This is a genomic window from Patescibacteria group bacterium, from assembly GCA_028710985.1.
In the GTDB taxonomy this organism is placed as follows: Bacteria; Patescibacteriota; Patescibacteriia; order JAHJFT01; family JAHJFT01; genus JAQTTB01.
Window position 1 is genome coordinate 710,554 of the sequence record JAQTTB010000001.1, and the last position, 14,964, is coordinate 725,517.

A 14,964-nucleotide genomic window follows, 5' to 3' on the forward strand; every position below is an offset into this window, starting at 1 on the left:
TTAAATTTTTGATTGGGTTCTTGGTTTGACGTGTAAAAAATTTGCGATATAAGCAAGCGCCATGCTTTTGGGTGAAAGAAGGGCAAGCAGTAGGTAGTCATAAATCGGATGATATAAACGAAAATAAATAAGCATTCCCCGGATAAACTTTTTTTGCTTTGCCGGACTCGCGACTTGGGCAAAGCTCCTTCCCTCGTGGTGGACCACGCGGGTGGATGGAGTATAAAATATTTTCTTTCCGGCCAGGGCGGCTCGTTTGCACAAATCCACATCCTCCCACCAAAGTGGAAATTTTTCATTCCAGCTTCCAAATTGCCGGAATTCTCTCGATCGGCTGTAAACAAATGCGCCCATGATGTTTTCAACCGGCTGTTCAACGGAATAATCAAAATCTTTGGCAAGATAATTTTTGATTGCCGGCAGCCATGAGAACAGGTGATGCAATTTTAGCATTATTAAAGCCTGTGACCAAAAATCAGGTAGGCGTTTAATGTTGTTTTGGCGCGTTCCATCGCCATATGTAAGTGTCGTAGTGGCGATGAATACATCAGGGTGGGAATCTATGAAAGCACGCATTTTGATAAGCGTATTTTCCGTAAATTCCATGTCAGGATTCATAAAAAGCACATGATCGCCCGCGGCTTTAGCCAGGCCCATGTTATTGGCTCTGGAGAAACCGGCATTAAAATCATTTGTAATGATTTTGACATTCGGGAATTCGGAACGGACCATTTCGGCCGTACCGTCGTGAGAATTGTTGTCAACAACGATAATTTCATATTCAACGTCCTGTGAATACGAAACTATGCTCGCGAGGCACGCCTTGAGCAAATTTTTTACGTTCCAACTGACAATAATTACGGAAGTCATGGCAGTTTATGTTTCTGTTTGATAATTTTTTCGGCAGCGCGGTATTTCTGCACCGAAGGAAGAAAACCAAAAAATTTCCAATACGCAAAGGACGGAAGCCATTCGCTCATATTGTGGCGATGGCGCGGCTTTATGGTAAATAAGACTTCGTCAATCCACCATCCCCTGTTTTTATTTTTAAGCATGGTAAGCCACAAATCCCAGTCCTGAAAGCGCGTGATATTCTCGTCAAAGCGCGGAAAATCAAAACGTCGGATAAGCGAGGTGGTATGTATAAAATTCATGGCGCCAAGCCTTTTGTCGTTGAACGGAAAAAGTTTAAACAATTTAAAACCAAACCTGAATGAACTATAGGCATAAGAATATTCCGGCCGATCTTTTAACGATTGCAACATGGCGTCAAGCATGTCAGGAGACATTTGGACGTCGGCATCGCAAAATATTACATAATCTCCGGAGGATGCGTCAAATCCGCGGTTTCTCGCAGCATTGGCGCCGCGGTTTTCCTGGTTAATTAGTTTAATTTTGTTAAGATGCGGTGCAATCGCGGCGTCAAACGCGTCGGTAGAGCCGTCGTTGACGACGATAATTTCATAATCTGAAAAAGTCTGGCGATAAATCGAATCCAGGCAAGGCCCGATCTCCTCGCGATGATTAAATACAGGTATAATTATACTGATTACAGGTTTATCCATATGTATGGCCGCTCAGGAAAAGTCGTAATTTTTCGGTTTCTTTACGCCATTGAAAATCATTTTCGGCACGAACGCGGCCATTTTCACCGAGTGTTTTGGCCCATTCGCGGTCGGTCATTAAATCATTTATGGCCTGATAAATATCATTCGTATCGTTCGGATTCACCAGTAAACCGGTTTGCCGGTCAATCACCGCTTCTGGTACGCCGCCGCTCCTTCCGCCAACCACGGGCAAACCAAAAAGATTTGCCTCAAGATAGACCATGCCAAAGCCTTCCACGTCCGGTCCAATTTGGCGCGAAGGCAGGGCAAATACTTCGGCAATCGAATAAAACTTGCTCATGTCCTGGTCGCTTACACTGCCGGCGAATCGTACGAGATTATGAATTTTTAAATCATCAACAATTTTGGCGAGCCGGTTGATATCCGGGCCGTCGCCCACGATTACGTAGATGATATCCTTAAATTTTTCGTAGAGGCGGGGCAGGCATTCCAGCACCTTATCAATCCCCTTTCGTTCAACTAAACGAGCCACGGAAAGTAGCACGCGCTTTTCGGAAAGACCATATTTTGCAACCACGTCGTAGGTTTCAATAGTTTCGCGGTTCGGTACAAATGCTGGGCAGGGATAAACAACCAAAACCTTGCTGTCGGGTACGCCGAGTCCACTGATTAAGCCGCGAGTGTACTCGCTATTTACCACGATTCCGGAAGCTTTATTCAGAATTTTTATCAAGCGCTGCTTTTTTTGGGGCGTCGCCTGAGCCTTGAGTATATCCAATCCATGGCAGAACACGGCATAGCGTAATTTAAGTGTTTGGTTCAGTCGATATGCGATATAGCCAACCGGCAGCACGTGCGAAATATGCAACATCGTAATCTTGTGTTTTTTTACCAATGTTTTGACGCGAAAATAGAGCATCAGCCAGTGAGGCCAGATATAAGATGTCAGAAGATTGCCGCGCATGATTTTATACGCGCAGGTCGCGTCATATTCCTGTGAACCTTTTGTCTTCGGAGCGAGCACAAAAACCTTGTCGCTCGGCAGCCGCGAATACAAATTCGCCAGATAGTTCGCAATTCCGCCTTTTTGCGGCGGAAACTCAAGAGTTATCAGCAGGCTCTTATCCATGGTTAGGGATTATTTTTATTAAATAATAGGCCGGTAATCTCCTTAACATCATTCTTGTCCCACCCCCGAACGATGTAGAGCACTAAGAAATAGACAATCGCACCAAGTGGAACGAGCAGAATAAAGTGTAACTGTTCCTTGAGAGCGAGAATGACGATGGCCATAACGAGGCCGCTCAGAAATGTCTTGATAAAACATGAGAATATGGGACGCAGGCTAAAGCCGATATATTTTTTACCATAATAAATTCCGGCGACGGCCATGAACGTGAAGCTAATCAAGCCGGAAATTGCCGCGCCAACTGCAAAAAATCGTGGGACTAAAATTGCATTAAGAGCAACGTTGATGACCATCGTCGCGATCATGATTGCGGTTTTGGTTGTTTGGCGGTCGCATGCATTGAGTAGGGATCCGACCGGAAAATCGACGAAGATGGCAAAGAGTACAAATATCAAAATTTGAAGCGGAAGGATTGAGTTAAAAAAATCCGGACCATAGAAAGCAATTACGATTTTATCCGCCAGCGCCCAGACGCCGAAACAAATTGGGATTGAAATGGCGCTCATGTATCTGACCGATTGCGTGAAAGTGTGAATAAGCTTTTCGCGGTTGAATTTCCAATGCTCGGATAATACTGGATAGAGGCCGGCAACGAAAGCCATGGGAATAAACTGGAAAGCATAAGTTAGTTTGTAGGCGATGCTGTACCACCCCACATAAGCGTCGCCGGCAAGAAGTGAGAGTAATATAGAATCGATGTAGGAGTAAATTTTCACTGATACGCCGGCGATTGCAAACGGCAGGGCAATTTTAAAAGTCTTTCTCAAGAATGTAAAATCCAATTCCCACCGTGGCAAAATACCAGCGCGTTTTTTGAGCAGAAAGAGTACATAGATAATATGGAACAAACTTCCGGCAAGCAGGGCTAATATCAATATCGGCAGGGAGCGGTGAATTAGCAGAGAGGCGGTACCCAGTCCGACGATAATAATTTCGCAGATAAAAATTCCCAGGGCTTCGTAACTCAGGATTTTTAAACCTCGGAAAATGCCATAAAACGTCATGTGAAATGAGTCGGCGACCATCACCAGGAGCGCGAGATAGACAAGCAGGGTGGTGAGGCTGTCGTATCCCATTATATTGATTACCACGGCGGCGACAATCGCGGTTGCCGCGGCCATAAAGAGCTTGATGCTGAAAATATTGTTGAGATATTTCGGTATCAAACTGTGATCGCGGGCCGTTTCCCGGATAAGCACCGAATTAAGCCCAAAATCAACAAAAATGGAAAATATCGTGGTAAATGAGAGGGCGAGAAAATATTTTCCCGTCCATTCCACGCCGACCATTCGCGCAATTAGGGCAAAATAGATGAATGCAAGTACTTTCTGCCCGATTGCCGCAAGGGTCAAATAGAATGTATTTTTAGCAAGATTCGCCGCCATAATTACCACTATTTTACACTAAATTTATAATAAATCCAAGCTTTCTAAATCAAAACCCCCGGCAACGCGGCCAGGGGTTTATGTTAATCAATTTTAGCGTTTGGACCATTGCGGGGCACGTCTGGCACGTTTGAGGCCAGGTTTCTTTCGTTCCTTAACGCGTGAATCACGCGTGAGAAATCCCGGTTTCTTAAGACTGGATTTTAATTCAGGATTAAGTGCAATAATTGATCGGGCGATGCCGAGTCTCACCGCTTCGGATTGGCCATGTTTGCCCCCGCCAGAAACCTTTGCGGTAATATCCACGCTCCCCTCAAGTCCGACAGTCTTTAGCGGATCATTGACGCAGATTTGCTGTGAAGCGACCGTGAAGTATTCAATCAAGGGTTTATCATTGATCGTGATGCTCCCCTTTCCCGGCTGGTAGAGTCGAACTTGCGCGATGGCGCATTTGCGTCGTCCGATAGCACGAATGTATTTGCCGGATTTAGTGGCAGCAGCTTTTGACTCAGCCGGTTTTTCAATCTTTACATCTTCCTTTTTTAAAATTACCGGATGTTTTTTGACAGTTTTCCTTGGAGATTTAGCAGTGGTTTTAGTTGTTTTCTTTGTAGCTTTCTTCACTGGCATAATTATTTTGCTTTACCAAAAGTTATTCTTCGCAATCGAACGGTGCGGTAGCTGTTTTTCGGCAGCATTCGGGTAATTGTATTTTTAATAATTTTCTCAAATTGTCCGGTCGAAACAAGCGTTTTAAGAGGCATGGATTTCAAACCACCCGGATAGAAAGTGTGATGCAGATATTGCTTTTGTTCTATTTTGTTGCCGGTAAATTTTAGCTTTTCGGCATTTACGATATGAACAAAGTCGCCGGCATCAATATGAGGCGCATAATCCGGTTTGTGTTTGCCCTGCAGCAAAAAAGCCGCTTTGGAAGCAAGGCGTCCAACCGACTGGTCGGCGGCATCAAGTTTAATTGTATTGCGGATAATTCTCTTCGCCATATTTATTAGTGGCCCCGATGACTATCGGGGCAATTATGTTTGATAAGGTCGGCGGAGCCGACACTTTTTCTAAAAAACCCGCCCTGATACCACGCGGCAAAGCCGCGGGGTCGGGTTTATTTAATCAGCTCAATTTGCACAATTTCCGCGGAATCGCCTTTGCGGAATCCGAGTTTAGTCATTCGGGTATAACCGCCGTTTCTATCCTTGTAGCGGACAGCAAGGTCTTCAAAGATTTTTTTCACCGGGTTTTCGATATAGAAAAATTTGTGGGCCTGGCGCCGGGATGCGAGCGTACCATGTTTGCCGAGAGTGATCATCTTGTCAACCAGCGGCTTGATAACGCGCGCTTTGGCCTTGGTTGTCTTTACCTTTTCGTAAAGAATGAGACTCGAAACCAGATTTCTAAGCAGGGCTTCTCGCGGAGCTTTTTTTCTGTCCAGGGTTTTATTTTTAACTCGGTGCCTCATAAATTATTTCTTTTTTGCAGTTTTCTTCGCAACTTTCTTTTTTGTAGATTTTTTTTCTTCTTTTTCCTCGGTCGTTACGGCTTCGGGTTCGGTAATTTCAGATGGCTTTTCTTGCTCCAGAATAACCTGCTCGTGCGCTGGCGGTATGCCGCGCGTTTGAAGTACGGTGAAGTAGTCGAGCAAGATCGCAACGCTCTGATTGACTGCCTCTTCCGGCGTGATGGTTCCGTCAGTTTCGATATTCATCACCAGCTTATCATAGTCGGTGATTTCACCGACGCGGGTATTTTCAACCTTAAATCCGACATTGAGAACCGGGCTGTATAGTGCGTCCATGGCAATATGACCGACCTCAAGGTTAGATTTATCGCGTTCCTCGATTGGCAGATAGCCGCGTCCGCGATTAGCCATTATCTCCATTTCGAGAGCGGAATCCTTATCGGTTAATTCCGCAATATATAAATCATCATTGATAATTTCAATATCCGAGTTTTTTTCAATATCCTTGGCTTTAACTACGCCGGCGCCCTTGGCCTTAATGACGAGCCTCACTGGCTCATCGGTAAATACTTTGAGCCGGAGCTGCTTCAGATTGAGAATAATGCCCAATGCGTCCTCTTTGACGCCTTTAATTGGGCTAAATTCGTGTTGTACGCCCTTAATTTTAACGGCGTAACATGCAGCGCCGGGCAGGGATGATAGAAGGACCCTCCTTAATGCATTGCCCACGGTTGTACCATAACCCTGGAAGCAAGGTTCGACGGTCAAAACCGCGTCGTTCTTGCCGGTTCCCGGAGCTATGATTATTTTATTTGGCAATAAAATCTCCTTCATAATAAAATTTAATATTTAGCGGGAATAAAACTCAATGATAAATTTTGGATCAAACGGTTGCTTCAGTTCCTCGCCCTCGGGGTATGAAAGCATCTTGCCTTCAAGTTTTTCGACATCGATGAAGAGCCAGCTCGGCGTTTCGTGTTTCTTTAGCTGATCATGAAGATTCTCAAAGATTTTCTTGGAGGCCTTGGAGGGGTCAATCGTAATAACGTCATTGGGTTTGAGGGCGACGGAGGGTATATCATTCTTATGCCCGTTGATATTAAACATGCCGTGATTAACCATCTGACGGGCCATGGCTCGCGATTTTGCAAGACCGAGTCGGAAAACCACGTTGTCAAAACGAGTTTCGAGCAGGCGTACCATAATTTCGCTTGAATTACCCTTGATTCTCCGCGCATTTTCGTAATATTTTCTAAACTGGGCTTCAAGAAGGCCGTAGAGACGCTTGGCCTTTTGTTTTTCTCGCAACTGTAGGCCGTAACCCGACATGCGTCCGGTGCCCTTGGCGCCGTGTGCTCCGGGCGGAAAATTGCGTTTGAGAATCGCGCATTTTGCCGTACCGCAACGCTCACCCTTGAGGAAGAGTTTTTCACCCTGGCGGCGGCACATTCTGCATTTTGAACCGGTTGTTGTTGCCATATTGATTAGACCTTTCTCGCTCTCGGCTTTCGGCAGCCGTTGTGAGGAATTGGGGTAATATCTTTAATTGATAATACATTCAGACCGTTTGCGTTCAGCGATCGGATGGCGGATTCGCGGCCGGCGCCGACTCCCTGGACGTAAACGTTCACTTCCTTGAGTCCGTATGGCGCGACTTTATCGCATACATTCTTACCGATGATCGTTGCGGCAAACGGTGTCGCCTTTTTTGGTCCCTTGAATCCGCAAAGTCCGGCGCTTGACCACGCGAGCACATTGCCGTTCAGATCGGTAAGGGTAATGAGCGTATTGTTGTATGTTGCCTGAACGTAACCGCGTCCATGGCTGATTTGGCGGATGATTTTTTTCTTTTTTCGAGGCTTAGCCTCTGTTTTTTCTTTTTTTTCTTCCATATTTTTTTATGTCTTCAGACCGCTTGGTTTCCTGCCGCTGCCCATGGTCTTGCGCGGACCCTTCCTGGTCCGGGCATTGGTCTTTGTTCTCTGGCCGCGAACCGGAAGATTCTTAGCATGTCTTGAACCGCGGTAGCAGCCGATATCCTTAAGGCGCTTGATGCCCGATTGTATGTCGCGTTTTAATTCGCCCTCAATCACCAGCTCTTTTTCAATAATGGTGCGGATTTTTGAAATCTCATCTTCCGTTAATTCAGATGTTTTCTTATCGGGATTAATTCCGGTTTTTTTTAAAACGCGGCCCGATGTTGAACGGCCGACGCCGTAAATCGAAGTCAGCGCGATCTCAATCCTTTTATTTAACGGTAAGTTGATGTTTGCAATTCTGACTGCCATAAATTTATCCCTGTCTCTGTTTATGTTTAGGATTTTTGCAGATAACGTGAATACGCCTGTTGCGTCTCACAATTTTGCAATCGCGGCATATTTTTTTTACAGAGGCTCTGACCTTCATACTCACAAAAATAATTAAACAGCCGGATAAAGCTGGTTTGTTTACTCTATCTAGAATCGGTAGGTAATCCTACCCTTGGTGAGATCGTAAGGAGTCATCTCTACTCTGACTTCATCGCCCGGTAGAATGCGGATTTTATTAATTCTCATCCTTCCCGAGAGATGGCCGAGTATCTCGTGGCCGCTTTCAAGCTGTATCTTGAATGTCGCGGCCGGTAAAAGCTCTATGACCCTGCCTTTCATTTCTATAAAATCGTTGCCGCTCATAGAGTCCCCCGTTTTGTTTGCATCATAATGAAGTGCGCGTATTATAACAGAGTAATATTTTTTTGACAAGTTTGCCTATATTCTAGCGGATTTATGAATAATCGTCAAGTGTTTTTAAGTTAAAAAAACTTGAGATATTTTTTGGCTAATTTTAGCCAAAATTACTCAAGTTTCGCTTTAATTCGTCTTATGCCCGATGAGCTGGCTTCTTCTTTCATGATAAAAAATTTGCCCAAAGTGCCGGTATTTTCCGCGTGCGGACCGCCGCAGATCTCCGAAGAAGCGCCTTCTATGGTATAAACCTTGACCTTATCGCCGTATTTACTGGTGAAAAGCCCGATTGCCCCCTGCGATTTGGCCTCTTCAACCGTGGTTTCACGGCTCGTGACGCGTAGGTTTTTACGAATTTTGTCATTTACCCAGTTCTCAACATCTTTGATTTGTTCGGCCGTCATTTTTTTGTCGTGCGTAAAATCAAAACGCAAACGTTCGGAAGTGATATTGCTGCCACGCTGTTCAACGTGCGGACCGAGCACCTGGCGCAGGGCGGCATGCAGAAGATGAGTCGCGGTATGCAATTTCGTCACAGCTTCTCCGTGATCCGCCAGTCCGCCTTTAAATTTCTGCTCGGCGCCAGCTCGCGAAAGCTCTTGGTGCTTTTGAAATTCCTCCATAAAACATTTCTTATCAACATTAATCCCCTTTTCGCGGGCCAGTTCGCAGGTCATTTCAAATGGAAAGCCGTAGGTTGAAAAAAGAACAAACGCTTCTTTGGGAGAAAGCTTTTTATCGCGGCAGGATTTTTCAAATTCCCTCAGCCCTTTTTCAAGGGTCAGTTCAAACCGGGCTTCTTCAGCTTCGAGCTGTTCAAAAATGCGGTCTTTATTTCTCTCGAGCTCCGGATAGGCGGATTTCATGATTTCCACCGCCTTGGCGGCAAGCGGAATGGTCACGCGGGTCTTTAAATCAATGCCGAGCAGGCGCGCGTACCGCACCGCCCTCCGGATTAGCCGCCGTAAAATGTATCCCTGGTCCAGATTTGACGGCACCACGCCCAAATCGTCGCCCAGGATCATGACCGCGGCGCGGACGTGGTCAGCGATGATGCGCATGATGTGGTCGGTCTCATTATCCTCGTCGTATTTTTTACCGGAAATTTTTTCAACCTCGCGTATGAGGGGTAGAAAAAGTTCAGTATGATAATTATCCGAAAATCCGTTCAGGGCGGCGAGCAGCCGTTCAAAACCCATGCCGGTGTCGATATTTTTTTGCGCCAGAGGCGTATAACCAGACGCGGTTTTATTATATTGCATGAAAACATTATTCCAGACTTCTACCCAGCGCTTGTCGGCCGGGTCAAATTTTTTCGGAACATTATCTTCGGAAACCCAGTAAAAAATTTCCGTGTCTGGACCGCACGGACCCGTGTCCCCGACCGGACCCCACCAATTTTCTTCTTTGCCCATTTTTTTGATGCGCTCTTCGGGCATGCCGATTTCAAGCCAGATATCATGGGACTCCTGGTCATAGGGCGCGTCTTTATCGCCGGCAAATACCGTAACCGCGAGGCGGGTCAGATCCAGGCCGAGCCATTTTTTAGAAGTTAGAAATTCCCACGAATAATCAATTGCCTGTTTTTTAAAATAATCGCCCAGGGACCAGTTGCCCAGCATCTCAAGAAAAGTATGATGGTAGGTATCCCCGACTTCATTAATATCGCCGGTGCGTACGCACTTCTGAATATCGGCCAGGCGTTTGCCGGCCGGGTGTTTTTCGCCCAAAAGATACGGCACCAGCGGATGCATGCCCGCGGAAATAAAAAGCGCGGTCGGGTCGTTTTCCGGTATCAAAGATGCCGACGAAATGACCGTATGGCCGTTCTCGCGGAAGAAATTTAGAAATTTTTCCCGTAAATCTTTGGCAGTAAGCATGCGGCTAATTATAGCGGAATTTGACGAATTCTGCAAGATAAATTAAGCTTGTAGTCTAGTTCGTTTACAATCAAACGGAGGTAAGATTATGCATCCGTCCAATCGCAAGGCCATATACATTCCCGTACGCGGCACCATCACCGGCGTTGATATTGAGGAGTTCTTGCCAATCGTTGACCATCCGAATTTCCAGCGCCTGCGCCAGATATCGCAGCTTGCGCAGATATCAATGATATATCCAGCCGGTACTCATACGCGTTTCGTGCATTCGCTTGGAACAAAGTATGAAACAGAGCGCCGGATTATTGGCTGGAACAGCCAATTCGACGCATATACGAGTCAAAAGCTACTCCCCTGCTTCGGGCTTCTGCACGACATTGGGCACTTTGCCCTTTCCCACGCCAGCGAAAGAGCGATGGATATTTCGCACGAGCAGAATGCGTTCGAACTTCTCGTAGAAATGAAAGAAGTAATCGAGAAATGCGGCATCGGTTACGAAGATCTGATTGCGCTCTTCAAGAAAGAGAATCATCTTGAAGCCATAGTGACCAATCATCCGTTCGGTGCAGACAAGTTTGATTACTTGTCTCGTGACGCTTGCTTCACCAATATAGATGTTCCTAACCTCGCATCGCTCGACGGACACATCTACTGGCGCGGCAACCGGCTGGTGATCGAAAACCAACTGGACATCATCCGGAGGTCACAGCGATACCGCCGTCTCTATATATCAGCCTACGGTGAATGCTACCTGCGTAAAAGCGCGATGAGCGCGCAGAGGCTGATTGAAAAAATGTGGGAATACATCCTTCGAGAGAAAGGATTGCGCAACATTCGTCGGGCAACCGACTATCAGGCACTGACATGGTTCATGGAGAGTCGTTATCCGGCCTGCCGACGGATTGCCGATTGCTATCTTTCGCGGCGCTTGCCAAAAACGTCGGTTGTTTTCCGACTCCCTGGCTGCGGCAACGATGAAGCGATCCGTGATAAGCCAATCCGTGTCCTCGAAGTCTCAGATGAGACTTTCCGCGGCTGGGGTCAGAAATACACGTCATCGGCGAATCTGACTACATTGGAACGGGCATTCGAAGACATGTTCGGCATGGAACCCGAGAGTGTCATCGTTACGCCGCAGTTTCACGGTGAGCGTTTTGTGCGCCAACCGATATGGCTGTACATCAACGGCGAGTACTTCGAGGTGGATGAACTCTATCCCGAAGAAGCCGACACAATTCTAGCTCTCGGTCGGCACTATACCGCGTGGCGCATCGGTGTGCTGAATCCGTCGGATCGAAAAAAACTCGCTGATCATGCCGACGAGATACGCGAGTACCTGATATCCGAATAGCTCCTTGCTCTAAGCATCCCCCTCGGGATGCTTTTATTTTACAATTCCGCCGCCCAGGCACCGCGAACCTTTGTAAAACACCACTGACTGGCCCGGCGCGACCGCCCATTGGGGTTTGCTAAAAATAACTCGTGCCCGGGTATTAGATTTTATGATTACTCGGCAGGCCTGGTCCGGCTGGCGATAACGAATCTTGGCGCGGCAAGCGAACGTCGTGGCTGCGGGTTCCGAAGTCCAAGATAAATCGGTTAATAAAATTTCTTTTTTAAACAATGCCGGATGATTTTGCCGGTCAACCACGGTTAGAGTATTCCTCTTCGGATCCTTGGCCGCGATGTAATATATTCCTCCGCCCTTGATGCCAAATCCGTGCCGCTGTCCGAGGGTATAATAATAAATACCGCGATGCCGGCCAATTTTTTTGCCGTCAATGTCCAGAATATCACCGGGTCTTGATTTAATTTTTTGTTTTAAAAAATCTTCAATATTTACTTTGCCAATAAAACAAATGCCCATGCTCTCGGCCTTGTCCGATACCGGCAGTTTGAATTGCCGGGCCAGTGCGCGAACTTGCGGCTTGCGCAAACCGCCAACCGGAAAAATCACCCGCTTGAGAACCGATTGATCTAGCGTATAAAGAAAATATGACTGGTCCTTGTCCGGATCAACGCCCTTGAGCAGGTGGCATTGATTGCCGGTTTTTTTAACGCGCGCGTAATGTCCGGTGGCGATATATTTGCAGCCAAGCTTGTCCGCGGCCTCGAGGAAGAGTCCAAATTTAATAAATTTATTGCATAAAATATCCGGATTCGGCGTCCGTCCGGCGCGGTATTCGCGAAACATATAATCAACCACGAATTTGTCATACTGTTTTTCAAAATTCAAAGTATGGAGAGGGATATCCAGTCTGGCGGCGACGCGCATTGCATCGCGCCGCTCCTCACGCCAGGCGCATTCGCCTTTCAGATTTTTCGTATCCGACCAGTTCACAATAAACGCGCCGACGACATCATAGCCCCTGTGTTTTAATAAAGCGGCGCTGACTGATGAGTCAACGCCCCCGGACATTGCGACGCAAACACGCTTTTTCATGATGGCTGCCATTGACTTAATAGAAATAATATGATAATTAACGTTTAGTGTTCCTTTTAGAAGGAGGAAAAAATGAAAAAGTATCTACTCGGTACAATACTCTTAGTGTGCGGCCTCTTACTGCTCGTTGGCTGTGCTGCCGGTCCCAACGCTCTGGTTGATACACCCATGGCAGACGGAAACATCGCTGGGTTCTGGCATGGGTTCTGGCACGGCCTAATTGCTCCAATCACCTTCTTTATCTCACTCTTCTCGGAAAACGTGCACATATACGAAGTACATAACAACGGTGGTTGGTACAACTTCGGCTTCGTGTTAGGCGCCGGCATCCTATTCGGAGGCGGCGGAAGTGGCTCGTCGTGGTATATTCATCACGAAGAAGGTGATACAGTAAAAAATGTGGCTCCAACAGCTATCGTGATGATAATATCACTTATAACTGCAAACATACTATACGAATTCATGGCCGACACTCCGCAATGGAGTAGGGCGGCAGAAAGATCTTTCTTTGAGGCCATCGCCATCATTTTATTCACAGCGATACTATCGCTGAATCTTCCCCGACTAAAAAAGAAACGGTGAACGTAGGATTAATGATATGTCTCCCTCTAACCCTTCGTGAAACTCAAAATTCACCAAGGGTTTTTATTTTAAATTTACCATTTATAATTGTCCCACATCCAGAGCGCAAGAGCCTTGGCTTCGTTAAATGATGCTTTGCGCGTATCCGCTCCCAAAACCACGACAATGAGTTCTGGACGGGTTTCTCGCATGTGCTTGGTCTGGATGACCAGATTGTACTGCGATTCTTCAAGATAGCCGGTTTTGCCGCCGGTGATATAGAGGTCGGGATCGTAAATCAGCAAATCATTGGTATTCTTGATGCTCTTGGCGAGTGCCGGAGAAATAACATTGAATTTATACCAAAATGTCGTGGCGGCGTGACGAATTTGGCTGTTGCTAAACGCGTACTTCGAGAGCAGGGCAAGATCTTCCGCGGTTGTGGTATTTCGCGGATCCATGCCCGAAGGTTCGTAGTATTTCGTGTTCTTCATGCCGATTACCCGCGCGCGTAGATTCATAATATCCACGAACCGCCGGCTATCCATTCCGGAAAGCCGCATCATCGCCATGGCGCAGTTGTTGGCCGAACCGGCGATTGCCGAATAAAAGATATCCTTAATCAGCATGAGTGAACCGCTGGGCACAACGAGCCGCCCGCCACCAACTTCATCCGTCGCGATGATGCTGGCCCGGGTTAAAAAATCCGGATTCTGTTCAAGGAAAATTACGCCGGTCATCAGTTTAGTCAGACTGGCCGCCGGCCACTCAAGATTATAATTATGTGAGAATAGAACCTCGCCGCTCGCCTTATCGATTACCACGACAGAATTTGCCGTCAGGGTTTGAACCGGGAATTCTTTAAAATCGGTCTTTTTTACCGGCGTTACGACGGCCGAAACCGGCGCCGCGTAAAAGGCGGAAAGAAAAGTAAATAAGATAATTATCAGTAATTTTTTCATAGTATAAAAAGATAAATCAGGACGGCGCCAAGCAAAACGCGGTACAGGGCAAATGGCCAGAGGCCATGCTTTTCTAGGAAACCGAGCATGAATTTTATTGAAAAATAGCCGGTGATAAATGCCGAAACCAATCCGATGCCGGCATTCAAAATGTTAGACCACCCGCCGTCATTCGTCAACAATTCAATAAACGCGAGTCCGCCGGCGGCCGCGATGGTCGGGATACCAAGCAAAAAGGAAAAACGCGCCGCGGTTGGCCGATCCAGGCCCTGGGCAAGTCCGGCCGTTATGGTGATGCCCGATCTGGAGGTGCCGGGAATCAGGGCAATCGCCTGCGCGAGCCCGGTATATATCCCCTGCTTCACGCTGACTGCGGTGACGCCGGTGGTATTTTTATGATTACGATAAAAAGAATCAACTAGATACATTACTATGCCCCAGCCGATGAGGGAAATTATCACAATCGTATTCGAACGATAGGATTCTTCGGGTACGAATTTTAATATGAAACCGAAGACAAAAGCCGGTATACTTCCGGCGACAATAATCCAGCCAAGTCGGCGGGAACTTTTTTTAACAACAATATTCTTTAAATCTTTCCAAAAATAAAAAAACACCGCAAGAAGCGTTGCTAAATGTACGGCGGCATCAAATTCAATTCCCTGTTCTTGCCAGCCAAACACCCGCGGGAATATCAGCAAATGGCCGCTTGATGAAATCGGCAAAAATTCGGTAATACCCTGGACGGCGCCAAGAATAATTGACTGAATAATTTCCAT

The 14,964-nt window shown here is 46.7% G+C and carries 18 protein-coding genes and 1 pseudogene; 2 read left to right on the plus strand and 17 right to left on the minus strand.

Annotated elements, in window-relative coordinates:
- From PHW53_03490 to PHW53_03555, 14 genes are all read right to left on the minus strand, one after another.
- Positions 1-870, minus strand: a complete 870-nt coding sequence (locus tag PHW53_03490) for a glycosyltransferase family 2 protein (protein MDD4995498.1) — start codon at positions 868-870, stop codon at positions 1-3.
- The gene (locus PHW53_03495) at positions 867-1,565 is read right to left on the minus strand and encodes a glycosyltransferase family A protein (protein MDD4995499.1); all 699 of its coding nucleotides are present in this window, start codon (positions 1,563-1,565) and stop codon (positions 867-869) included. Before PHW53_03495 ends, PHW53_03490 begins: the two co-directional genes overlap by 4 nt.
- Positions 1,558-2,697 (minus strand): glycosyltransferase family 4 protein, encoded by a 1,140-nt coding sequence (locus PHW53_03500; GenBank protein MDD4995500.1) that lies wholly within the window; start codon positions 2,695-2,697, stop codon positions 1,558-1,560. Before PHW53_03500 ends, PHW53_03495 begins: the two co-directional genes overlap by 8 nt.
- 2 nt (positions 2,698-2,699) lie before the next feature.
- A complete protein-coding gene (locus tag PHW53_03505) occupies positions 2,700-4,142 on the minus strand; it encodes a flippase (GenBank protein ID MDD4995501.1) in 1,443 nt (480 codons plus the stop codon).
- Positions 4,143-4,235: 93 nt separating this feature from the next.
- Positions 4,236-4,772, minus strand: a complete 537-nt coding sequence (gene rpsI / locus PHW53_03510) for a 30S ribosomal protein S9 (GenBank protein MDD4995502.1) — start codon at positions 4,770-4,772, stop codon at positions 4,236-4,238.
- A 2-nt stretch (positions 4,773-4,774) separates the two neighbouring features.
- On the minus strand, positions 4,775-5,146 hold the full coding sequence (gene rplM, locus PHW53_03515) for a 50S ribosomal protein L13 (GenBank protein ID MDD4995503.1): 372 nt from the start codon (positions 5,144-5,146) through the stop codon (positions 4,775-4,777).
- Positions 5,147-5,262: 116 nt separating this feature from the next.
- Positions 5,263-5,616: a 50S ribosomal protein L17 gene (gene rplQ, locus PHW53_03520; protein ID MDD4995504.1), complete on the minus strand. Its 354-nt coding sequence runs from the start codon at positions 5,614-5,616 to the stop codon at positions 5,263-5,265.
- A 3-nt stretch (positions 5,617-5,619) separates the two neighbouring features.
- Positions 5,620-6,450 carry a DNA-directed RNA polymerase subunit alpha gene (locus PHW53_03525; GenBank protein MDD4995505.1) on the minus strand — a complete coding sequence of 277 codons (831 nt, stop codon included), beginning with the start codon at positions 6,448-6,450 and terminating at the stop codon, positions 5,620-5,622.
- Between the two features lie 15 nt (positions 6,451-6,465).
- Positions 6,466-7,095 carry a 30S ribosomal protein S4 gene (gene rpsD, locus PHW53_03530; protein MDD4995506.1) on the minus strand — a complete coding sequence of 210 codons (630 nt, stop codon included), beginning with the start codon at positions 7,093-7,095 and terminating at the stop codon, positions 6,466-6,468.
- Between the two features lie 5 nt (positions 7,096-7,100).
- A complete protein-coding gene (rpsK, locus tag PHW53_03535; GenBank protein MDD4995507.1) occupies positions 7,101-7,508 on the minus strand; it encodes a 30S ribosomal protein S11 in 408 nt (135 codons plus the stop codon).
- 6 nt (positions 7,509-7,514) lie between these two features.
- Entirely contained in the window at positions 7,515-7,904 is a 390-nt protein-coding gene (gene rpsM / locus PHW53_03540) for a 30S ribosomal protein S13 (GenBank protein ID MDD4995508.1), read from the minus strand.
- A gap of 4 nt (positions 7,905-7,908) precedes the next feature.
- Positions 7,909-8,022, minus strand: a complete 114-nt coding sequence (gene rpmJ, locus PHW53_03545) for a 50S ribosomal protein L36 (GenBank protein MDD4995509.1) — start codon at positions 8,020-8,022, stop codon at positions 7,909-7,911.
- A 50-nt stretch (positions 8,023-8,072) separates the two neighbouring features.
- A complete protein-coding gene (gene infA, locus PHW53_03550; GenBank protein MDD4995510.1) occupies positions 8,073-8,288 on the minus strand; it encodes a translation initiation factor IF-1 in 216 nt (71 codons plus the stop codon).
- A gap of 161 nt (positions 8,289-8,449) precedes the next feature.
- On the minus strand, positions 8,450-10,219 hold the full coding sequence (locus PHW53_03555; protein ID MDD4995511.1) for an alanine--tRNA ligase: 1,770 nt from the start codon (positions 10,217-10,219) through the stop codon (positions 8,450-8,452).
- A gap of 88 nt (positions 10,220-10,307) precedes the next feature.
- On the opposite strand from PHW53_03555, the gene PHW53_03560 reads away from it, so the two are divergent.
- Positions 10,308-11,570, plus strand: a complete 1,263-nt coding sequence (locus PHW53_03560; protein MDD4995512.1) for a hypothetical protein — start codon at positions 10,308-10,310, stop codon at positions 11,568-11,570.
- 33 nt (positions 11,571-11,603) lie between these two features.
- Here the strand turns inward: PHW53_03560 and mnmA are convergent, their stop codons facing one another.
- Positions 11,604-12,662 (minus strand): tRNA 2-thiouridine(34) synthase MnmA, encoded by a 1,059-nt coding sequence (gene mnmA / locus PHW53_03565; GenBank protein ID MDD4995513.1) that lies wholly within the window; start codon positions 12,660-12,662, stop codon positions 11,604-11,606.
- A 72-nt stretch (positions 12,663-12,734) separates the two neighbouring features.
- Here mnmA and PHW53_03570 point away from each other — a divergent pair.
- Positions 12,735-12,995, plus strand: a pseudogene (locus PHW53_03570) (hypothetical protein).
- 323 nt (positions 12,996-13,318) lie between these two features.
- Here PHW53_03570 and PHW53_03575 read toward each other — a convergent pair.
- Both PHW53_03575 and uppP read right to left on the minus strand, forming a co-directional pair.
- Positions 13,319-14,185: a hypothetical protein gene (locus tag PHW53_03575; GenBank protein ID MDD4995514.1), complete on the minus strand. Its 867-nt coding sequence runs from the start codon at positions 14,183-14,185 to the stop codon at positions 13,319-13,321.
- Positions 14,182-14,964 (minus strand): undecaprenyl-diphosphatase UppP, encoded by a 783-nt coding sequence (gene uppP, locus PHW53_03580; GenBank protein ID MDD4995515.1) that lies wholly within the window; start codon positions 14,962-14,964, stop codon positions 14,182-14,184. Before uppP ends, PHW53_03575 begins: the two co-directional genes overlap by 4 nt.